Origin of the sequence: Actinokineospora sp. HUAS TT18, assembly GCF_051364635.1 — a bacterium.
Lineage (GTDB): Bacteria > Actinomycetota > Actinomycetes > Mycobacteriales > Pseudonocardiaceae > Actinokineospora.
Genome location: NZ_CP195645.1, coordinates 52,721 through 73,435 on the forward strand (window position 1 = coordinate 52,721; position 20,715 = coordinate 73,435).

General features: G+C 71.0%; 21 protein-coding genes. 14 read left to right on the forward strand and 7 right to left on the reverse strand.

The features are described from left to right. Positions 1–34 precede the first annotated feature (34 nt). On the forward strand, positions 35–502 hold the full coding sequence (locus ACSHT8_RS00255; RefSeq protein ID WP_436496507.1) for a hypothetical protein: 468 nt from the start codon (positions 35–37) through the stop codon (positions 500–502). 1 nt (position 503) lies between these two features. Here ACSHT8_RS00255 and ACSHT8_RS00260 read toward each other — a convergent pair whose 3' ends face one another. After that, the gene (locus tag ACSHT8_RS00260) at positions 504–1,415 is read right to left on the reverse strand and encodes an N-acetyltransferase family protein (protein ID WP_436496509.1); all 912 of its coding nucleotides are present in this window, start codon (positions 1,413–1,415) and stop codon (positions 504–506) included. After that, the gene (locus tag ACSHT8_RS00265) at positions 1,403–2,224 is read right to left on the reverse strand and encodes a class I SAM-dependent methyltransferase (RefSeq protein WP_436496511.1); all 822 of its coding nucleotides are present in this window, start codon (positions 2,222–2,224) and stop codon (positions 1,403–1,405) included. Before ACSHT8_RS00265 ends, ACSHT8_RS00260 begins: the two co-directional genes overlap by 13 nt. A 236-nt stretch (positions 2,225–2,460) precedes the next feature. Here ACSHT8_RS00265 and rpsA point away from each other — a divergent pair, with 236 nt between their 5' ends. The 3 genes from rpsA to ACSHT8_RS00280 all read left to right on the forward strand — a co-directional run bounded on the left by rpsA (position 2,461) and on the right by ACSHT8_RS00280 (position 6,388). Further along, complete coding sequence (gene rpsA, locus ACSHT8_RS00270; RefSeq protein WP_436496513.1) at positions 2,461–3,966, forward strand: 30S ribosomal protein S1; 1,506 nt, start codon at positions 2,461–2,463, stop codon at positions 3,964–3,966. 146 nt (positions 3,967–4,112) lie between these two features. Continuing rightward, positions 4,113–5,648 carry a M28 family metallopeptidase gene (locus tag ACSHT8_RS00275; protein ID WP_436496515.1) on the forward strand — a complete coding sequence of 512 codons (1,536 nt, stop codon included), beginning with the start codon at positions 4,113–4,115 and terminating at the stop codon, positions 5,646–5,648. A 65-nt stretch (positions 5,649–5,713) separates the two neighbouring features. Then, positions 5,714–6,388 carry a Clp protease N-terminal domain-containing protein gene (locus tag ACSHT8_RS00280; protein WP_436496517.1) on the forward strand — a complete coding sequence of 225 codons (675 nt, stop codon included), beginning with the start codon at positions 5,714–5,716 and terminating at the stop codon, positions 6,386–6,388. On the opposite strand, the gene ACSHT8_RS00285 is transcribed toward ACSHT8_RS00280, so the two are convergent. Together ACSHT8_RS00285 and ACSHT8_RS00290 are read right to left on the reverse strand one after the other, a co-directional pair. Beyond that, on the reverse strand, positions 6,385–6,594 hold the full coding sequence (locus ACSHT8_RS00285) for a hypothetical protein (RefSeq protein WP_436496519.1): 210 nt from the start codon (positions 6,592–6,594) through the stop codon (positions 6,385–6,387). The genes ACSHT8_RS00280 and ACSHT8_RS00285 overlap by 4 nt on opposite strands. 85 nt (positions 6,595–6,679) lie before the next feature. Next, positions 6,680–7,279, reverse strand: coding sequence for a DUF4126 domain-containing protein (locus ACSHT8_RS00290; protein WP_436496521.1), 600 nt, complete (start codon positions 7,277–7,279; stop codon positions 6,680–6,682). A gap of 34 nt (positions 7,280–7,313) precedes the next feature. Here ACSHT8_RS00290 and coaE point away from each other — a divergent pair, with 34 nt between their 5' ends. Further along, positions 7,314–8,489 (forward strand): dephospho-CoA kinase, encoded by a 1,176-nt coding sequence (gene coaE, locus ACSHT8_RS00295; RefSeq protein WP_436496523.1) that lies wholly within the window; start codon positions 7,314–7,316, stop codon positions 8,487–8,489. Here coaE and ACSHT8_RS00300 read toward each other — a convergent pair. Together ACSHT8_RS00300 and ACSHT8_RS00305 are read right to left on the reverse strand one after the other, a co-directional pair. After that, positions 8,486–9,004 carry a DUF402 domain-containing protein gene (locus ACSHT8_RS00300; RefSeq protein ID WP_436496526.1) on the reverse strand — a complete coding sequence of 173 codons (519 nt, stop codon included), beginning with the start codon at positions 9,002–9,004 and terminating at the stop codon, positions 8,486–8,488. The two genes, coaE and ACSHT8_RS00300, sit on opposite strands and share 4 nt — an antisense overlap. A gap of 143 nt (positions 9,005–9,147) precedes the next feature. After that, the gene (locus ACSHT8_RS00305; RefSeq protein WP_436496528.1) at positions 9,148–9,711 is read right to left on the reverse strand and encodes a DUF402 domain-containing protein; all 564 of its coding nucleotides are present in this window, start codon (positions 9,709–9,711) and stop codon (positions 9,148–9,150) included. Between the two features lie 127 nt (positions 9,712–9,838). Here ACSHT8_RS00305 and ACSHT8_RS00310 point away from each other — a divergent pair, with 127 nt between their 5' ends. The 6 genes from ACSHT8_RS00310 to ACSHT8_RS00335 are packed head-to-tail and all read left to right on the forward strand — an operon-like array spanning position 9,839 to position 18,222. After that, positions 9,839–11,083 (forward strand): DUF5685 family protein, encoded by a 1,245-nt coding sequence (locus tag ACSHT8_RS00310; RefSeq protein ID WP_436496529.1) that lies wholly within the window; start codon positions 9,839–9,841, stop codon positions 11,081–11,083. Continuing rightward, the gene (locus ACSHT8_RS00315) at positions 11,083–12,291 is read left to right on the forward strand and encodes a DUF5685 family protein (RefSeq protein WP_436496531.1); all 1,209 of its coding nucleotides are present in this window, start codon (positions 11,083–11,085) and stop codon (positions 12,289–12,291) included. Before ACSHT8_RS00310 ends, ACSHT8_RS00315 begins: the two co-directional genes overlap by 1 nt. Before the next feature lie 57 nt (positions 12,292–12,348). Further along, positions 12,349–14,751: a molybdopterin-dependent oxidoreductase gene (locus ACSHT8_RS00320; RefSeq protein ID WP_436496533.1), complete on the forward strand. Its 2,403-nt coding sequence runs from the start codon at positions 12,349–12,351 to the stop codon at positions 14,749–14,751. Between the two features lie 16 nt (positions 14,752–14,767). Continuing rightward, positions 14,768–15,316, forward strand: a complete 549-nt coding sequence (locus ACSHT8_RS00325; RefSeq protein ID WP_436496535.1) for a TetR/AcrR family transcriptional regulator — start codon at positions 14,768–14,770, stop codon at positions 15,314–15,316. Positions 15,317–15,325: 9 nt separating this feature from the next. Next, entirely contained in the window at positions 15,326–17,482 is a 2,157-nt protein-coding gene (uvrB, locus tag ACSHT8_RS00330; protein WP_436496537.1) for an excinuclease ABC subunit UvrB, read from the forward strand. 47 nt (positions 17,483–17,529) lie between these two features. Continuing rightward, on the forward strand, positions 17,530–18,222 hold the full coding sequence (locus ACSHT8_RS00335) for an ArsR/SmtB family transcription factor (protein WP_436496538.1): 693 nt from the start codon (positions 17,530–17,532) through the stop codon (positions 18,220–18,222). On the opposite strand, the gene ACSHT8_RS00340 is transcribed toward ACSHT8_RS00335, so the two are convergent. Next, positions 18,175–19,407 carry an MFS transporter gene (locus ACSHT8_RS00340; RefSeq protein WP_436496540.1) on the reverse strand — a complete coding sequence of 411 codons (1,233 nt, stop codon included), beginning with the start codon at positions 19,405–19,407 and terminating at the stop codon, positions 18,175–18,177. The two genes, ACSHT8_RS00335 and ACSHT8_RS00340, sit on opposite strands and share 48 nt — an antisense overlap. 41 nt (positions 19,408–19,448) lie before the next feature. Here ACSHT8_RS00340 and ACSHT8_RS00345 point away from each other — a divergent pair, with 41 nt between their 5' ends. The 3 genes from ACSHT8_RS00345 to trxA are packed head-to-tail and all read left to right on the forward strand — an operon-like array spanning position 19,449 to position 20,670. Continuing rightward, the gene (locus tag ACSHT8_RS00345; protein ID WP_436496542.1) at positions 19,449–19,940 is read left to right on the forward strand and encodes a DUF1990 family protein; all 492 of its coding nucleotides are present in this window, start codon (positions 19,449–19,451) and stop codon (positions 19,938–19,940) included. A gap of 29 nt (positions 19,941–19,969) precedes the next feature. After that, the gene (locus ACSHT8_RS00350) at positions 19,970–20,356 is read left to right on the forward strand and encodes a MerR family transcriptional regulator (RefSeq protein ID WP_436496544.1); all 387 of its coding nucleotides are present in this window, start codon (positions 19,970–19,972) and stop codon (positions 20,354–20,356) included. After that, positions 20,356–20,670: a thioredoxin gene (trxA, locus tag ACSHT8_RS00355; RefSeq protein ID WP_436496546.1), complete on the forward strand. Its 315-nt coding sequence runs from the start codon at positions 20,356–20,358 to the stop codon at positions 20,668–20,670. Before ACSHT8_RS00350 ends, trxA begins: the two co-directional genes overlap by 1 nt. Positions 20,671–20,715: the final 45 nt, after the last annotated feature.

The following is a 20,715-nucleotide window of genomic DNA, read 5'->3' on the forward strand; positions in this document are numbered from 1 at the left end:
TGAGACGCCCCTGACAGCGTGCGACGATGATCGAGTGCGCATCGGCATCACCGGACACTGCGACCTCACCGACGACACCGTGACGGCCGTGGCCGAGGAACTCCGCGCCGCGCTGGTCGCCGTCCCTGACCTCGTGGGCGTGACCTGCCTGGCGCGCGGCGCGGACCAGCTCTTCGCCCGCGCGGTGCTCGACCTGGGCGGCGCCGTCGAAGTGGTCCTGCCCGCCGCGGACTACCGCGAGCGCAAGGTCAAGGTCGACGCGGCCGAGTTCGACGACCTGATCGGCAAAGCGAAGCTGGTGCGCACGATGCCGTTCGCCGAGTCGGCGCCCGACGCCTACGTGGCGGCGAGCGAGTACGTGCTCGACAACGTCGAGGCGATGATCGCGGTGTGGGACGGCGGTCCGAGCCGCTACGGCGGCACCGGCGACGTCGTGGCCGCGGCACGCGCCCGCGGACTCGGCGTGACGGTCGTCTGGCCGGATGGCGCGCGGCGCGGCTGAGTCAGCGCAACGCGCCCGCGGGGCGGATCTCCCAGACTGTCCACAGCGGACGGTAGCCCTGGCGCGCCCAGAACGCGGGGGAGAGCGGGTTCGGCGGGTTGTAGTAGAGGAACGAGCCGACCGACCCGGCGAGCAGTTCGGCGTGCACGACGTCCATCAGCGCGCGGCCGACGCCGGTGCCGCGGGCGTCCTCGCGCACCGACAGGCAGTTCACATACCCCCACCGCCCGTGCCGCATCCGCGTCTCCGCCCACGAGCCGGGGATCGAGTCGGTGTGCCACCCCTCCGCGTGCCCGACGACCACCCCGTCCCGCTCGGCGATCCACACCGGGTCGCCCTGCAGCAGGTGGGTGCTCAGCGCCGCGCGCTTGATCGCCGCGGCGCCCGGCCGGAGGTACGCGCCGCCGACCTGGGCGGAGTACGACAGCTCGGCCATCGCGGACTCGGTCAGCGCGGCCAAGTCGGCGGTGCCCGCCCGGCGGATCGCCACCGGGGCGGGCTCGACCGGGCCGGGGGGCGCCGTGCGGACGGCCAGCACGGACAGTGGCACCAGGCCGTGCCCGAGCAGGACCCGCGCGGCTCGGGCGTCGCGGCTGGGCCAGGTGACCACGAAACTGGAGTCGGCCGCGTCGTCGAGCCGGGGCCGCGCGGCCCGCAGCAGCGCGGCCAAGCCGTCCTCGGCGGCGCCGTGCAGCGGGTGCAGCTCCCGCACATCCATCGCCGACCAGAGGGTCTGCGGGGTGTCGGGTTGCAGCAGCGTCCGGGTCAGCACACCGAACACCGGCTCGCCGGTCGGCATCGCCGCCCGCAGCAGGTCGCCGTCCGGGGGCTCGACGGCGGGCGGGAGCAGAGGGTCCAGGCCCGCGAACCGGGTGGACTGGGCGCGCAGCAGCGCCGCCGTCACCGGCGGCACCGGAAGATCGCGGTCCCCGGGAACAGCTCGCCCCGCAGCGGGCTCCACTGGCCCCACTCCTGTGTGTGACCGTCGGGCCACTCCGGCTCCACCAGGTCGAACAGCTCGAACCCCGCGCCGGACAGCGCCCGGACGTAGTCACCCAGCGTGCGGTGGTGCTCGACGTAGGTCGGCGTCCCGGCCGCGTCGACCTCCACATAGGGCGTGCGGTCGAAGTACGAGCCGGTGACGTGCAGGCCGTTCGGGCCGGGGTCGTCGGGGAAGATCCACCGCATCGGGTGGGTCACCGCGAACGTCCACGTGCCACCCGGCCGCAGCACCCGCGCCACCTCGGTGAACACCGCGGCCACGTCCGCCACGAACGGCACCGCCCCGAACGCCGAGCAAGCCAGGTCGAACGACCCGTTGGCGAACGGCAGTCGCTCGGCATTTGCCCTGATCAGCGGCACATCGATGCCGGTGGCGACGTTCGCGGCGGCGGCGTAGCGCAGCATCCCGGCCGACAGGTCCAGCCCCACCACCCGCGCGCCCTCGGCGGCGAGCCAGCGCGCGCACGGCGCCGAGCCGCAGCCGACCTCCAGCACGTCGCGGCCGCGCACGTCGCCGAGCAGCCGCGCCTCCTCCTCGCGGAGGCGCTCCGGGCACCAGACGAAGTCGGCCACGCCGAGGAACTCACCGTGCTCGGCGTGGTAGTCGTCGGCGTCGGCGTCCCACCAAGCGATGTTGGCGGCGACGGATTCGGCGGACCCGACCGGCACCCGGGCGACGCCGGTCGTGCCGAGGGCCTTCTCGGCGCTGGGGTTGGCCACGGTGACATCCTGTCACCAGGGCGGAGTCCGCATTCTCGGAGCCACCCCGGGTTTGCCCGGCCGTCGAGCGGCCGCGTAGGATACCGGCGCGCAGTGGTATCGCGCTGACTTGGGTTTCGCCTCGCTGGGAATCATGCTTGGGTCGCGCGGCGTTCCGTTGCAGAAGAGCCACGCAGTACCCGTTAGACAACCCAGCCACGCACCGCAACCCAATCCGTACCGGAGCCACCTACCTAATGTCCACCGACACCACCATTGTCCCGGCTGTCACCGCGCCGAAGCAGCAGGTCGCCGTCAACGACTTCGCATCTGAGGAGGAATTCCTCGCCGCTATCGACGCGACGATCAAGTACTTCAACGATGGCGACATCGTCGAGGGCACGATCGTCAAGGTCGACCGGGACGAGGTCCTGCTCGACATCGGCTACAAGACCGAGGGTGTCATCCCCTCGCGCGAGCTGTCGATCAAGCACGATGTCGATCCCGCCGACGTGGTCAAGGTCGGCGACGAGGTCGAGGCCCTGGTTCTCCAGAAGGAGGACAAGGAGGGCCGCCTGATCCTGTCCAAGAAGCGCGCGCAGTACGAGCGGGCGTGGGGCACGATCGAGGCGCTCAAGGAGTCGGACGAGCCGGTCAAGGGCACGGTCATCGAGGTCGTCAAGGGTGGCCTCATCCTCGACATCGGCCTGCGTGGCTTCCTCCCCGCGTCGCTGGTGGAGATGCGCCGCGTGCGCGACCTGCAGCCGTACGTGGGCCGCGAGCTCGAGGCGAAGATCATAGAGCTGGACAAGAACCGCAACAACGTGGTTCTTTCCCGCCGCGCGTGGCTGGAGCAGACCCAGTCCGAGGTCCGCAGCGAGTTCCTCAACCAGCTGCAGAAGGGCCAGGTCCGCAAGGGCGTCGTGTCCTCCATCGTCAACTTCGGTGCCTTCGTGGACCTCGGTGGCGTCGACGGCCTGGTGCACGTCTCGGAGCTGTCCTGGAAGCACATCGACCACCCGTCCGAGGTTGTCGAGGTCGGCCAGGAAGTCACCGTCGAGGTCCTCGACGTCGACATGGAGCGCGAGCGCGTGTCGCTGTCGCTCAAGGCGACGCAGGAAGACCCGTGGCGCCAGTTCGCCCGCACCCACGCGATCGGCCAGATCGTGCCGGGCAAGGTCACCAAGCTGGTTCCGTTCGGTGCGTTCGTCCGCGTCGACGAGGGCATCGAGGGCCTGGTCCACATCTCCGAGCTGGCCGAGCGCCACGTGGAGATCCCGGAGCAGGTCGTGCAGGTCGGCAACGACGTCATGGTCAAGGTCATCGACATCGACCTCGAGCGTCGCCGGATCTCGCTGTCGCTGAAGCAGGCCAACGAGGGCTTCACCGCCGACACCGAGTTCGACCCGACCCAGTACGGCATGGCCGCCGAGTACGACGCCGAGGGCAACTACATCTACCCCGAAGGCTTCGACCCGGACACCCAGGAGTGGCAGGAAGGCTTCGAGAAGCAGCGTGAGGAGTGGGAGCGCCAGTACGCCGACGCCCACGCCCGCTACGAGGCCCACATGACCCAGGTCCGCAAGGCCGCCGAGGCTGACGCCGAGGCCGCCGAAGCGGGCGAGGGTGCCGCTCCGGCCGCGGGTGGCGAGCAGAACTACTCCTCCACCGGTGGCGGCGACAAGCCCGCCCAGAGTGGTGGCACGCTCGCCTCCGACGAGCAGCTCGCGGCTCTCCGCGAGAAGCTGTCGGGCGGCGTGTGAGCTAGCTGAGCAGTCCTCCCGAAGGCCCCCGCACCGTCACGGTGCGGGGGCCTTCGGGCGTTCCAGTGTCCGTTTTGTAACGCTTTAGCGTGGTTGGGAGACCCCCATCGGGTGACTCACGTCACAGATCCTTTGGAGGGAGCTCGATGTCGATCCGCGCTCGCAAGCGGAGCTGGCTGAGCCTGGTGGCAGTCGGGGCGCTCGTCGCGTCCGTGACCGCCGCCGGACCCGCCGCCGCTGATCCGAACAACAACTCACCCAAGAAGCTGACCAAGGCCGTCACGGTCGAAGGCGTCATGGAGCACCTGACCGCGCTGCAGGCGGTCTCCGACGCCAACGGCGGCGACCGCGCCGCGGGCAGGTCCGGCTATGCCGCCTCGGTCGACTACGTCGTCGACCGGCTCACCGACGCCGGGTACACGCCGACCGTGCAGGCGTTCGAGTTCCCCTACTTCGAGGAGAACTCCGAGCTGCAGCAGTTGACCCCGACCCCGATCACCTACGTCAACAACCGCGACTTCAACCGCAACGGCTTCGTGCCGACGTTCATCGGTGAGGCGACCGGCGTCGTGACCCCGGTGGACGTGGTCCTGCCGCCGCCGCCTACGCCGAACTCGAACTCCAGCGGGTGCACCGCCGCCGACTTCGCGGGCTTCCCCGCGGGCAACATCGCGCTGCTGCAGCGCGGCACCTGCGGGTTCAACGTCAAGGCGCTCAACGCGCAGGCCGCGAACGCCTCAGCGGTGATCCTGTTCAACGAGGGCCAGCCGGGCCGCACCGGCCTCGTCACGCCGGTCGGTGACACCCCCGGCCTGGCGATCCCGGTCGTGTTCGCGACGTTCGAGACCGGCAACGCGCTCGCCGCGCCCGGCCCGCGCACCGCCCGGGTCAAGGTCGACTTCCTGGCGGAGACCCGCACGGCGTGGAACGTCTTCGCCGAGAGCGACGAGGGCAACCCGAACAACGTCGTCATGGCGGGCGCCCACCTCGACAGCGTCCAGGACGGCCCCGGCATCAACGACAACGGCACCGGCTCCGCGGCGATCCTCGAGGTCGCCGAGCAGATGGCCAAGGTCAAGACCAACAGCAAGGTCCGGTTCGCCTGGTGGGGCGCCGAGGAGGAGGGCCTGCTGGGCTCGGAGTACTACATCGCGAACCTGTCGCAGGCCGAGCAGGACAAGATCGCGCTGTACCTGAACTTCGACATGGTCGGCTCGCCGAACCACTTCTTCGGCATCTACGACGGCGACAACTCCGGCGGCACCGCGCCGCCCGGCTTCATCCCGCCGGGATCGGCGCAGATCGAGGACGTCTTCGAGAAGTTCTACGCCGACCGCGGGCTGCCGAAGGACGACACGGAGTTCTCCGGCCGGTCGGACTACGGGCCGTTCATCGCCGTGGATATCCCGGCGGGTGGGCTGTTCACCGGGGCTGAGGGCGTGAAGACGGCCGAGCAGGCGAGCCGCTACGGCGGCACGGCCGGATTGGCGTACGACCCGTGCTACCACCAGCCGTGCGACGACATCGACAACCTCAACCTGTTCGCGCTGGACGTCAACGCCGACGCGATCGCCACCGCGGTGATCACCTTCGCGTTCGACACCTCCACGGTCAACGGGGTCCGCGCGCCGGGCAAGTCCCACGGCGCGGGCAACAGCGAGCACGTGGGGGAGGCGTCCTGAACTGATACCCGGGATCGTCAACCTCTGGTTGACGATCCCGGGTGCGTCAACCTACAGTTGACGGCATGGAGAAACCACGCCTCGACGACCTGATCAACGCCATCCGCACCGCCTACCCGGACGACAACCCGCTGGACCAGTTGTCCGCTGCCGTCCTCAACGCCGAGTACCTCGGCGACCTCGCCGACCACCTCATCGGCCACTTCGTCGACCAGGCCCGCCGCTCCGGCGCGTCGTGGACCGACATCGGCAAGTCCATGGGCGTGACCAAGCAGGCCGCGCAGCAGCGCTTCGTGCCCAAGGACGACCCGAACATGTTCGCGCGCTTCACCGACAAGGCGCGCCAGACGGTGGTGCACTCACAGGAGGAGGCCCGCCAGGCGCACCACACCGAGATCGCCCCGGCGCACCTGGTCCTGGGGCTGCTCTCGTCCACCGACAGCATGGCGATGCTGGCACTGGCCGATCAGGGCTGGGACGCGGACAAGATCCGCGCCGCGATCGTGCTGCCCGAGCCCAGCGACGCCGACCCCGGCCCGCTGATCCCGTTCAACGCGGCGTGCAAGAAGGCGCTGGAGCTGTCGGTCCGCGAGGCGCTGCGGCTCGAACACAACTACATCGGCACCGAGCACATCCTGCTCGCCCTGTTCGGTATCGAGGACTCGCCGCTGACCGCGCTCGGCCTGGACCAGGCCAAAGCCGAAGCGTTCATCACCGCGATGCTCAGCAAACTGCCCTAGACGGCGGGCGCCCACGCCCGTTCCATCGCGGCGGCCGCGGCGCGCCTGCGAAGCCCGGCCAGGCTGTGCCGGGCGGGAAGCAACAGCGTCGACCACCACGTCCTGCGGTATTCGGCGAGCGCGTCGGCCACGGAGGTGTGCACCACGCAGTGCACCAGCCCGGGCGTGCCGAGCCGATGCCGTCCAGGACGCCGGGCGCTGCGCATCGGTCCTCCGTGTGGGTGACGGTGTTGCGGGTCACCGTAGCCACTCACAGTGCGCGAACGCCGGAATTCGGCGGGCGTGTCGCCACTATCCGGGGACAGGACGCCGCTTGGTGCGAGCTCGGAAGGCCCGCACCTTGCGGTAGGTCCACACCACCATGAAGGCCAGGGCGATCAGGAACACGATCACCAGGATCGGCAGGAAGATCGCCACGAAGCTCAGGCTCACCGATCCCGCGTCCTCCACCGCGCTCACCACGGGACCGCCCAGCCCCACGGTGGACGCGTTGATCACCGGCCGTGCCGTCGACTTCATCAGGTGCACGATCAGCGCGGTGACGATGCCGAGCAGCCAGCCGACCCACGGGTGCTCGCTCATCCAGGTGGAGTTGTCGACCTCGGCCGCGGCGGCGGTCGCGCTGAAGACGATGCCGCCGGACGCGGGGCGGATGGCGGTCTGGATGGTGTCGTTGACGCTGTCGACCACCGGCACCTTGTCCAGCACGAACTCGGCGGCCAGCAGCACGCCGACGATGCCGAGCACCCAGCCGTTGCCCAGCCAGGAGAACTCGTTGGGCAGGCGCACGGCGTCGGTGAAGTTGGCCAGCATGCCGACCACCAGGATCGGGATGTAGGCGTTGAGCCCCGCAGCGGCCGAGAGGCCCATTCCCGTCAGCGCCGCCAGCATGTGGTGATCGTAAGGCGCCTGACAGACTGTCGGCATGTTGAAGGTCGGCCTCACCGGCGGCATCGGATCCGGCAAGTCCACTGTGGCCGGTCGACTGGCCGAGCACGGCGCGTGGCTCATCGACTCGGACAAGATCGCCCGCGAGGTCGTCGAGCCGGGCACCGACGGGCTGGCCGAACTGGCCGCGGCCTTCGGCCTGGGCATCCTGAACGACGACGGCACGCTCAACCGGGCGGCGCTGGCGGGCATCGCGTTCGCCAGTGACGAGTCGCGGGCGCTGCTGAACTCGATCGTGCACCCCAGGATCGGCGCGCGCACCGCCGAGCTGCTCGCCGCCGCGCCCGCCGACGCGGTGGTCGTGCACGACATCCCGCTGCTGGTCGAGGGCGGTCTCGCGGCGAACTACCACCTCGTGGTCATCGTGGACGCGCCGGTCGAGACGCGGGTCCACCGGCTCGTGCACTCGCGCGGCCTGGCCGAGGCCGACGCCCGCGCCCGGATCGCCGCGCAGGCCACCGAGGACGCGCGGCGGGCCGTGGCGGACGTGTGGCTGGACAACGGGGGAGCGCCGGACCAGGTGCTGGCCGCCGTGGACGAGTTGTGGGCCGACCGGCTGGTCCGGTTCGAGGCCAACGTCCGGCTGCACCGGCACACGCCGCGCGGCGGGCCGCGGCTGGTCGACCCCGACCCGACCTGGCCCGCGCAGGCCCAGCGGGCGCTGGCAAGGCTGCGCCTCGCGACCGGCGCCCGGGTCGACCACATCGGGTCGACGTCGGTGCCGGGGCTGGCCGCCAAGGACGTGCTGGACTTCCAGGTGACGGTGGCGGACCTGGACGACGCGGAGAAGCTGGTCGAGCCGCTGGGCAAGGCGGGCTTCCCGTATCTGCCCGGATTCGACCAGGACACCCCGTATCCGCTCGGCGGCGACCCGGCGGGCTGGCGCAAGCGCACCCACGTCGGCGCCGACCCGTTGCGCTGGGCCAACGTGCACATCCGCGCCGAGGGATCGCCGGGCTGGCGCTACGCGCTGCTGATGCCCGCGTGGCTGCGCGCCGACGACGCGGCCCGCGACGAGTACGAGCAGGTCAAACGCGGACTGGCGGGTGGATTCGACGAGATCCGCGCGTACGGGAACGCCAAGGAACCCTGGTTCGCCGACGCGCTCCCGCGCGCCGAGGCATGGGCTGCCGAGACCGGCTGGACTCCCTAGTAGGGCGGCCAGACCTCGAAGATGTGCTTGAACGCGAGCCATGACGACAGGTCGTGGCGGACGCGGCTCAGTTCCTCCAGCGTCTTGTGGACCGTGCACAGCGCGAGGTCGGCGTCGCCCACCCGCAGGACGCGGCCCGCGACGGCGGCGGCGAACTCCTCGGAGCGCACGATCCGCGCCGACGTGCCGCCGGGGGCGGCCAGGCCGAGCAGCAGGTCGGTGGTGCGCCAGTAGCGGCCGTCGCGCAGGATCCGCACGGCGGTGAGCACGCTCGGGCCGCCGCGCGCGTGGCGCGATCGGGGCTTCTGCTGGGTGAGGCGCAGGTTGAGCTCCGGCAGCAGCCAGGTGACCTCGGTGTCGGAGAACGGGTCCTCCGGCGTCGGGCACTCCAGGCGCAGGCCCCAGCGCTCTATCTGGCACGTGTTCAGCGTGCGTGACATCCCGGACGAGAAGCTGCGTACCGCTGTCACCGTGTCGACGATGTCGACCAGTTGCGGCGTGATGGCGGTGCCCACCGGCCAGAGCGTAGTCGGCCGAGTTCGTTCAGTGATCACCGGGACCGATTCGTTATGTCACGACTCGGGTGCTCTTCGATATCCATCGAGCTAATTTCCGGTGGTGAGGACTACTCACTGTTGACCAGTACGGCGGGTGTCCACTAATGGGTCCGCCAGATCGTGGTCACGCCGAGGGAGTGCAGCCACGCGTCGACGTCGTAGCCGTGGTAGGCGATGCCGTCGACAGCGTGGTGGGTCCGCTCCAAAGCGCGCTGCGCGGCCGAGACGTCGATGAGCCGGGCCCGGAGCGCGGCGAGCAGCTCGTCGGTGTCCTCCACGCGCAGGTCGCGGCCGGTGCGCACGAGTACGTCGAGGTACAGGTCGACGGTGCGCCACACCGGGCCGTCGGTGATGTCGACGACGTCGATGTAGAAGTCGTGGCCGAGGTCGTAGCCCGGCTTGGGCCGCCACTTCGACACCCGCAGGCCGAGTTCGGGCAGCAGCAGCGACTCGAAGTAGGCGATGCGGCGGTGGCCGTCGACCGGACGGGCCATCAGTAGGCCCTGGTCGGTGCGCCGGTACTCGTCGACCGCGCGGACGAAGCCCTTCGGGTCGGTGTTCGTCATCGCGGCCAGGTCGAACAGCTCCACCTTGGGTGGATGCACCTCGTGGTGGGTCTCGTCGCGACGGGCGATCGGGACGGGCACCGGGAAGTTCGCGGCCATGCCGCCCATCGTGCCTAGCCCACCGCGGTTCGCCCAGTGCTTTCTGAGGGTTTCTGCCATCCGAACGGGTGAATCCAGCTAGGCTCCGCGCGCGCATGCCGGTGATCGCGAAGGGACAGTCGAGTCGATGTTCGGAATCATTCGCCCTTGCAGGCACCGACTTTCGCCCACGTTGCGTACTTCGTGGATGGCTCACCTCTGTGGACTGTGTCTGGCGCTGCGCGACGACCACGGTCACCTCGCCCGGACCGTGACCAACTACGACGGCCTGGTGATCTCCGCGCTGGTCGAGGCCCAGTCGCCCGCGGTCGGCGGCCGCCGGATCGCCGGACCGTGCCCCCTTCGGGGCATGCGGCCCGCGCCGGTGGCGGAGGGTGACGGCGCCCGGCTCGCCGCGGCGGTGTCGCTGGTGCTGGCCTCGGCGAAGATGCGCGACCACGTCGGCGACGGCGACGGCGCGTTCCGCCGTGCCCCGGTCGCGGGCGTGGCCCGCCGCATCGCGACCCGCTGGGCGCGGCAGGGCTCGGCGACGGGGGAGCGGATCGGCTTCTCCACCGCCGTCCTTCTCGACGCCGTCGGCCGTCAGGGCGAGTTGGAGTCGGGACTCGGCCTTGGATCGTCGGTGCTGACCGCGACCGAACCGACGGAGACCGCGACCGCCGCCGCGTTCGCGCATACCGCTGTGTTGGCGGGCAGGCCCGGGAATGTGGCGCCGCTGAGTGAGGCGGGCAGGCTGTTCGGCCGGGTCGCCCACCTGCTCGACGCCGTCGAGGACATCGACATCGACGCCGCCGCGGGCGCGTGGAACCCGCTGACCGCCACCGGCACGACGCTGACCGAGGCCCGCCGCCTGTGCGACGACGCGGTGCTCGGGGTCCGGCTCGCGCTCAAGGAAGCGGAGTTCACCGACGGCAAGCTCGTGCACAAGCTGTTGGCACACGAGCTGGAGACGGCCGTGGTGCGCACCTTCGGCCACCGGCCCGGCGGGCAGCTCGACGAACCCCGGCTGCTGATCAGCCCCGACCTGCACCGGCAGCCCCCGCCGCCCGGCCACCGCGCGCCGCCTCCCGGCTGGCAGCAGCCGCCGCCCGGGGGATACCCGCCGCACCCCGGGCACCAGCCGCCGCCGGGGCAGCAGCCTCCGGGACACGAGCCGCCGCGGTGGGGTCGGTCGCGCGGCACGCTCGCGGGCTGCGGCGTGGCCCTGGCGATGTGTGTGACCTGCCAGTACTGCTGCGCCGACCCGTACCACGACCCGTGGACCGGCGAGCCCAAGTCCGGCTGGTGCCGCAACTGCGACTGCGGCGACTGCGGGTGCAGCAGTTGCGACGGCTGCTGCTGCGACGGCTGTTGCTGTGACTGCAGCTGCTGATGTTCGGCATCCTGCGGCCGTGCCGCCATCGGCTTCCGGGTGAGCTGGCCAAGACCTGGCTCGCGCATCTGTGCGGGCTCTGCCTCGCCCTGCGTGACGACCACGGTCAGCTCGCCAGGACCGTCACCAACTACGACGGTCTGGTGATCTCCGCGCTGGTCGAGGCCCAGGTCCCGCCCGCTCGGCGCATGGCCGGTCCCTGCGCGCTGCGGGGGCTGCGGTCGGCGTCGGTCGCCGAGGGCTCGGGTGCGCGGCTGGCGGCGGCGGTGTCGCTGGTGCTGGCCTCGGCCAAGGTGCGCGACCACGTCGAGGACGGCGACGGCGTGTTCGGGCGGCGTCCGGTGGCGGGCACCGCGCGCCGGGTCGCCGACCGGTGGGCCAGGCAGGGCGGGATGACCGGTGCCGACCTGGGCTTCCCGACCGCGGTGCTGCTCGACGCGGTGGGCCGCCAGGCTGAGGTGGAGTCGGAGCTGGGGCTGGGGTCGTCGGTGCTGAGCGCGACCGAGCTGACGGAGACCGCGACCGCCGCCGCGTTCGCGCACACCGCTGTGTTGGCGGGCAGGCCGGGGAACGTGGCGCCGCTGAGTGAGGCGGGCAGGCTGTTCGGCCGGGTCGCGCACCTCATCGACGCGGTCGAGGACTTGGCAGCCGACGCCGCAGTTGGGGCGTGGAACCCCCTGGCCGGCACCGGGACCAGCCTGGCCGAGGCTCGACGGCTGTGCGACGACGCGGTGCTCGGCGTCCGGCTCGCGTTGTCCGAGGCCGAACTGCGGGACTCCGCGCTGGTCCACGCGCTGCTCGTGCACGAACTCGGGGCCGCCGTCGAGCGCGCCTTCCGCGGCCATGGACTGTCGGTCCACGACGTCCCGCCCGGTGGCTGGCAGCGCCCGGCGCCGCCGCTGCCACCCGGCGGCTCTCAGGCGCACCATCGGCCGGTCGCGGCGACCGGTCCCCAAGGTCCGCCGCCCCCACACGCCGAGCACTTCCACCAGTACAAGCCGTCGCGGTGTTTCTGCTGGCGGTGGCCCACGCTGGAGAACCCGCCGAAGGGCCGCGGCTTCGCGATGGGCTGCGTGGCGTGCCTGTACGAGTGCGGGACCTGCCAGCAGTGCTGCCGCGATCCCTACCCCGGCCCGTGGAGCGGCAAGCCGCGGTCGACGCCGGACTGCGACTGTGACTGCTGCGACTGCTGCGACTGTTCCGGTTGACGGTTCCCTCCCCGTCGGTGACTATGACAACTGTCATAGACGCCCTGGAGGTAACCCGTGACCGAGTGGCAGAAGTCCGCGTGCATCCTCTGCGAGTGCAACTGCGGCATCGAGGTGCAGGTCGACGGCCGGTCCCTCGCCAAGATCCGCGGCGACAAGACCCACCCCGCCTCCGAGGGCTACACCTGCGAGAAGGCGCTGCGCCTCGACCACTACCAGAGCCGCACGGTCCGCCTGACCAGCCCGCTGCGCCGCACGCCGGACGGTGAGTACGAGGAGATCAGCTGGGAAACCGCGATCACCGAGATCGCCGAGCGGCTCACCGCCATCCGGGACGAACACGGCGGCGACAAGATCTTCTTCTACGGTGGCGGCGGCCAGGGCAACCACCTCGGCGCCACCTACAACAAGGCCCTCCAGGGTGCCGTCGGCGCGCGCTATCAGTCGAACGCGCTCGCCCAGGAGAAGACCGGCGAGATGTACGTCGACGGCAGGCTCTACGGCGGCCACACCAAGGGCGACTTCGAGCACGCCGAGGTCGTCGTCTTCGTCGGCAAGAACCCATGGCAGTCGCACAGCTTCCCGCGCGCCCGACCGGTTCTCAAGGCGCTGGCCGCTGATCCGAAGCGGACCATGGTCGTCATCGACCCGCGCCGCAGCGAGTCCGCCGCGATGGCCGACATCCACCTCCAGGTCAAGCCGGGCACCGACGCGTGGTGCCTGGCCGCGCTGGGCGCGATCCTCGTGCAGGAGGACCTGGTCGACCACGCCTTCATCGACCAGCACACGACCGGCGCCGACAGGATCGTCGACACCCTGCGCGCGGTGGACGTCGCGGACTACGCGGCACGCTGTGGTGTCGAGGAAAGCCTGCTGCGGGAGACCGTGCGCCGGATCGCCGCGGCCGAAAGCGTTTGCACGTATGAGGATCTGGGCATCCAGCAGGCTCCGCACAGCACGCTTTCGTCCTATCTCAACAAGCTGCTCTGGATTCTGACCGGGAACTTCGCCAAGCAGGGCGCGATGTTCCTGCACTCGTCCTTCGCGCCGATCGCGGGCGCGGCGCCGGGATCCGGTTCGCGCAAACCCAAGTCCACTGTGGACAAGCTGGTCGGGGCGGCGACCGACGCCGTCGCCGCGGCGGTGATCCGGCTCCCCGCGGTGCTGCCCGACGCGCTGGCCGCCCGGGTCGGCGCCGCGCTGAGCCCGCGGGCGGCCAAGGTGGCGCGCGGGTCGGCCAAGCCCGGCGGTCCGGGCAGGCGCACTCCGGTGACCGGCGCGCGGATCATCGCGGGCCTGCTCCCGTGCAACTCCATCGCCGAGGAGATCCTGACCGACCACCCGGATCGCTTCCGGGCGATGTGGATGGACAGCGTCAACCCGGCGCACTCGCTGGCCGACTCGGCGAGCTTCCGCGAGGCCATGCGCGCGCTCGACCTGACCGTGGTCGTGGACATCGCGATGACCGAGACCGCCAGGCAGGCCGACTACGTGCTGCCCGCGTCGAGCCAGTTCGAGAAGTGGGAGTGCACGTTCTTCAACGTCGACTTCCCGCGCAACGTCTTCCACCTGCGCAAGCCGCTGATGGCCCCGCTGGAGGGCACGCTCGCCGAACCGGAGATCTACAGCAGGCTGATCCGCGCGCTCGGCGTCGTCGACGAGTCCGTGCTGGCACCGCTGCGTCGGGCCGCGCGACGGGGGCGCAAGCAGTACGCGGCGGCGTTCTTCCTGACCGTGGGCGCCAACCCGAAGCTCATGCCGCTGGCGCCCTATCTGCTGCGCGAGACCCTCGGCCCGACCCTGCCCGACGGCGCGGATAACACCGCGTCGCTGTGGGGCGCCGCGCAGCTCTGCGCGCTGGCCAACCCCGCGTCGGTGCGGCGCGCGGGCTTCACCGGATCCGGGTTCGAGCCGGGCGACCGGCTGTTCGACGCGGTCCTGCGCGGCGAGGGCGTGGTGTTCACGCTGGACGACCACGAGCACGCGTGGGACTACGTGCGCAGGCCGGACCGGCGGTTCACCCTCGACATCCCCGAACTGGTCGAGCGGACGCGCGCGTTGGCCGACGAGCCGAGCTCGTGGGTCACCGACGAGTTCCCGTACGTGCTGTCGGCGGGGGAGCGGCGCGCGTTCACCGCGAACACGATCATCCGCGACCCCGACTGGCGGCGGCGCGACCGCGGCGGCGCGCTGCGGCTGAGCCCGGCCGACGCCGACGGCCTCGGCGTGGCCAGCGGCGACACGCTTCGCGTGGTCACCGAGCGCGGGCAGGCCGAGGCGGTGGTCGAGGTGACGGACATGATGCAGGCCGGGCACATCTCGCTGCCCAACGGACTCGGCCTCGACGGCGGCCCCGGCGTCGCGCCCAACGAGCTGACCTCGCGGCACCACCGCGACTTCCTCGCGGGCACGCCGTGGCACAAGTACGTCCCGGCGCGGCTGGAGCGCGTCGATGCCTAGGGCCCCGCGGGAAGCCATGATTGACAGCGCGGTCGTGCTGTTCCGGGCGCGCGGGGTCGCGGACACGTCACTGCGGGACGTTGTCGAGCACAGCGGGGTCTCGCGCGGGTCCATCTACCACCATTTCCCTGGTGGCAAGGAGGAACTTGCGCTGGCCGCGACCGAGCGCGGTGGCACGTTCATCAGCGCGCTGTTGGAGCGGCTGCTCGATGACGACGCCGAGGCGGCCATCGCCGCGTTCGTCGGGTACTGGACGTCGGCGTTGACGGCGGCGGAGTTCCAGGACGGCTGTCCGGTCGCGGCGGCGGCGCTGTCGTCGAACGAGACCGCGTCGGCGCGGGCTGCGGCCGGGGTCGCGTTCGGCCGGTGGGAGTCGCTGCTCGCCTCGGCGATCGTCCGGCGGGGTGTGCCGGTTGCCCGAGCGGCGTCGCTGGCGACCCTGGCCATCGCGGGCATCGAGGGGGCGTTGTTGATCTGCCGCGCGCAGGGCAGCACAGAGCCGCTGGCCAGGGTGGGTGCCGAGCTGAGGACGCTCCTCGCTGAGAATGTCGGTGGGCCCGCGTAGCCTCGTTGTGTGGCATTCCCGACCGAGCACCCAGTCCTCGCGCACTCCGAGCACCGCCCCGTCAGCGACATCCCGCGCGCGGGCGGCAAATTCCGCATGGTCAGCGACTACCAGCCCGCGGGCGACCAGCCCGCCGCCATCGATGAGCTGGAGAAGCGCATCAAGGCGGGCGAGCAGGACATCGTGCTGCTCGGCGCCACCGGCACGGGCAAGTCGGCCACCACGGCCTGGCTGATCGAGCGGGTGCAGCGGCCGACGCTGGTCATGGCGCCCAACAAGACGCTGGCCGCCCAGCTGGCCAACGAGCTGCGCGAGTTCTTCCCGGACAACGCGGTCGAGTACTTCGTCAGCTACTACGACTACTACCAGCCCGAGGCGTACATCCCGCAGACCGACACCTACATCGAGAAGGACTCGTCGATCAACGACGACGTCGAGCGGCTGCGCCACTCCGCCACGATGAGTCTGCTGTCGCGGCGGGACGTCATCGTGGTCGCCTCGGTGTCCTGCATCTACGGCCTCGGCACGCCCCAGTCCTACCTCGACCGCTCGGTCGCGCTGCGCGTCGGCGCCGAGGTCGACCGCGACGTGTTCCTGCGCGCGCTGGTCGACGTGCAGTACACGCGCAACGACATGTCGTTCGCCCGCGGCACCTTCCGGGTGCGCGGCGACACCGTCGAGATCATCCCGGCCTACGAAGAGCTGGCCATCCGCATCGAGCTCTTCGGCGACGAGATCGACAAGCTGTACTACCTGCACCCGCTGACCGGCGACATCGTCAGCGAGGTCGAGGAACTGCGCATCTTCCCCGCCACGCACTACGTCGCCGGTCCCGAGCGGCTGGAGCGGGCGATCCGCGACATCGAGGCCGAGCTGGAGGAGCGGCTGGCGACGCTGGAGCGGCAGGGCAAGCTGCTGGAGGCCCAGCGGCTGCGCATGCGCACCAGCTACGACGTCGAGATGATGCGCCAGGTCGGGTTCTGCTCCGGCATCGAGAACTACTCCCGCCACATCGACGGCCGCGCGGGCGGCACCGCGCCCGCGACGCTGATCGACTACTTCCCCGAGGACTTCCTGCTCGTCATCGACGAGTCGCACGTGACGGTGCCGCAGATCGGCGGCATGTACGAGGGCGACATGTCGCGCAAGCGCAACCTGGTCGAACACGGCTTCCGGCTGCCCAGCGCCGTCGACAACCGGCCGCTGACCTGGGAGGAGTTCGCCGAGCGGATCGGCCAGACGGTGTACCTGTCGGCCACCCCCGGCCCGTACGAGATGGGCCAGGCGGGCGGCGAGTTCGTCGAGCAGGTCATCCGGCCCACCGGCCTGGTCGACCCCGAGGTCATCATCAAGCCGACCGAGGGTCAGATCGACGACCTGGTCCACGAGATCCGCGAACGCGCCGAGCGCGACGAGCGCGTGCTGGTCACGACGCTGACCAAGAAGATGTCCGAGGACCTGACCGACTACCTGCTGGAGCTGGGCATCCGGGTGCGCTACCTGCACTCGGAGGTCGACACGCTCCGCCGCATCGAGCTGCTCCGCCAACTGCGGCTGGGCGACTACGACGTCCTGGTCGGCATCAACCTGCTGCGCGAGGGCCTCGACCTGCCCGAGGTGTCCCTGGTGGCGATCCTCGACGCCGACAAGGAAGGCTTCCTGCGCAGCGGCACATCTCTGATCCAGACCATCGGCCGCGCGGCCCGAAACGTCTCCGGCCAGGTCCACATGTACGCCGACCGGATCACCGACTCGATGCAGCACGCCATCGACGAGACCAACCGCAGGCGCGCCAAGCAGATCGCGTACAACACCGAACGCGGCCTCGACCCGCAGCCGCTGCGCAAGAAGATCGCCGACATCCTCGACCGCGTGCTCACCGAGGCCGAGGACGAGGGTGTCCCCGTCGGCGGCTCCGGCCGCAACGCCTCCCGCGGCAAGCGCGCGGCGGGGGAGCCGGGCAACGCCCGCAGCGCGGGAGTCATCGGCGACAAGGACGTCAAGTCCATGCCGCGCGCCGAGCTGGCCGACCTGGTGCAGCAGCTCACCGACCAGATGATGAACGCCGCCCGCGACCTCCAGTTCGAGCTGGCCGCCCGCCTGCGCGACGAGATCCACGACCTCAAGCGCGAACTGCGCGGGATGGACGCGGCCGGGATCAAGTGAGCCACGGTTCGGCCGCGGCCGAACGGTCGCGGGTGGATGCTGTGGGCATGACCGGAGCCGCCGAACTGGCCGCCGTGGCGGGGCTGCTCGCCGACGAGACGCGGGCCGCGTTCTGCCTCGCGCTGCTCGACCGGCGGGCGTGGACGGCCGGGGAGCTGGCGCGTTCGGCGGGGGTGGCGCGGTCCACCGCCAGCGAACACCTCGACAAGCTCGTCCGCGGTGGCCTGCTCGCCGAGGAGCGGCAGGGGCGGCACCGCTACGTCCGCCTCGCCGACAGCTCCGTGGCCGCGCTGGTCGAGCAGCTCATGAGCCGTCGCGCGCCCGCGACCAAGTCGTCGTCGCTGCGGGTGGCCATCGCCGACCGGGCCATGGCCGCCGCCCGCACCTGCTACGACCATCTCGCGGGCACCCTCGGCGTCGCCCTTACCGACGCCATGGCCGACCGTCGCCTGCTCGACCGCGACGCCGATCTCGCGCTGACCGCGCAGGGCGTGGAGTGGCTGGTCCGCGAGTTGGGCGTCGACCCGGGCGCGCTGCGGTCACGGACCCGGCCGACCGCGCGAGCCTGCCTCGACTGGACCGAGCGCCGCCCGCACCTGGCGGGCGCCGCCGGAGCCGCGCTGTGCACGGCGTTGATGGAGCGGGAATGGGTCGTGCGCGTCGGGTCGTCGCGGGCGGTCCGGCTGACGCCGTCAGGTGCGGGCGCGTTGTACGGGCTTCTCGGGATTCCGCACGAGTGACCGCACGCTCGGCGCGCACACCGCGCCCGCGACGGCCACCAGGACCAGCACCGCGGCGCCGGTCAGCGTCGCCGACACGCCGAACGCCTTCGACAGCGGACCGGCCGCCATCTCGCCGACCGGGATCGCGACGAACGAGCCGACCGCGTCGTAGGAGTAGACCCGCGCGAGCCGGTCCGGTGGGACGTTCTCCTGCAGCGAGACGTCCCACGCGATGCCGAACTGCTCGATGGCCATGCCGCCGACGAACATCACGATCAGCAGCGGCACCACCGCGGGCGCGTGTGCCAGGACCAGCAGCGGGACCGCCTGAACGCCGATCAACGCCGTCCCGAACAGCAGCGCCCGCCGCGGCTGCCAGCGTGTCGCCAGGATCCCGCCGACCAACGCCCCCACGGTCTGCGCGCCGAGCACGAACCCCCAGGCCAGCCGCCCGATGGTCGAGTCGGCGACGGAGGGGCCGAGCACGAATATCCCGCCGGTCACCGACGCGTTGATCACCATGAGCGCCGCCACGACACTCCACACCCACGCGCGCGCGGTGAACTCCCGCCACCCGGACCGGATGTCGGCCCACGGCCGCGTCGGCGCGTCCTCATCGATCTCGGGCGCGTCGACCCGCGCGTAGAAGAACGACGCCACCAGGAACACGACCGCCGTACCCGCGATCGCCCAGCCCGGCCCGGCCAGCGCCGCGACCATGCCGCCAAGGGACGCCCCGGTGATCATCGCGGTGTTGACGCCCATCCGGACCACCGCGTTGGCCTGCCGCAACAGCCCCTTGGGCACCGTCTGCGGCGTCAGCGCCGACGCCGCCGGGAGTGACACCGCGGAGACAGCCCCGTTGATCACACTCAGCACCACCAGCAACGGCAGCGACGCGAACCCCATGAGGACCGCCGCCGCCGTCATCGCCTGCGACACCGCCGCCGCGATACTCGCGCCCTGCAGGATCACCGCCCGCGGCAACCGGTCGGCGAGCACGCCACCCATCAGCAGCAGAAGCACGTTGGCGATGGATCTCGCCCCCACGACCAGCCCGAGCGCGACAACGGAGTCGGTCAGATCCAACACCGCGAACGCCAACGCGATAGGCGCGACGGAGTTGCCGAGGTAGGTGGCCACCCGGCCGATCGTGAGCCTGCGGAACATGATGTGCCGCAAAGGTTCGAGCATGTGAGGCATCGTAGGGTGATGCGATCTTCCCCATCGACCAGACTGCCCAGGTGACGCCAAACCGCTTGGCCGCCCTCCGCGACGCCCCGTTCACCTACGCGGAAGTCGGCCACACCGCCACGACGCTGCCAACGGGCTATCGCACAATCGCCCGGACGGTGACCTTGTCCGAGGAGACCGACTTCGCCCGAGCGGCGCGGGACCTGCTCGGGTGGGAGGTGCACCGCCGTGCGGGCCTCCAGGTGACGTCGTCGGGCGATGTCGCCCCGGACGCGGTGGTCATCCTCGGCTTCGCCCTGTTCCGCGCTCCGTGCCGAGTCGTCTACGTGGTCGACGAGCCGGACCGGCAGGGCTTCGCCTATGGCACGCTGCCTGGGCACCCGGAGCGCGGCGAGGAAGCTTTCATCCTCGAACGGCGCGACGGCGCGGTGACCTTCACGATCACCGCCTTCTCGCGGCCCGCGAGCCTGCTCGCCCGGAATCCCGTCGCGCACCTGGTGCAGGACATGATCACCAGCCGCTATCTCCGCGCCTTGCCTTGACGTGCGCGTCAACGTCTACCGTCGGTCGCATGCGTATCGGTGAACTGGCCAAACGGGCCGGGACGACGACCCGCGCGCTGCGCTTCTACGAGTCCCAAGGTCTCCTCGAAGCCCAACGCTCGGCGAACGGCTATCGCGAGTACGGCGAGGACGATTTCCGTCTCGTCAACGAGATCCTGACCCTCCAGGCCGTCGGCCTCACCCTCGACGACACCCGCCCCTTCGTCGAGTGCCTGCGCGCGGGCCACGCCGCGGGCGACGCGTGCGCCGACTCGATCGAGGTGTACCGGCGCAAGCTCGCCGAGGTGGACGCCTGCCTGGAGCGTCTGAACGAGGTGCGGGCGGGGCTGCTCGGCAAGCTCTCGACCGCCATGGCCAGACAAGACCCCTGCCGCGTGACGACGGAGGAACAGTGATGCTGCAACTCACCGACGAGACAATCGCTGAGGTGCTGCGGCGGGATGAGGTCGTGCTCGTGGACTTCTGGGCCCAGTGGTGCCCGCCGTGCCACATGATCGCCCCGGTACTGGACGAGATCGCCAAAGAACGCGCGGGCTTGGTGGTGAGCAAGATCAACACCGACGAGAACCCCACCGCCGCCCGCGACTACCAGGTCATGTCCCTCCCCACCCTGATCCTCTTCCGCGACGGCATGCCCATCCACACCATCGTCGGCGCCCGCCCAAAGGCGAGGCTCCTGGCCGAACTGGACGACGCACTGGCACGCTGATCTTTCGCCGCGGCCTGCCCGCTGGTACAAGTTCCGCATGAGTCC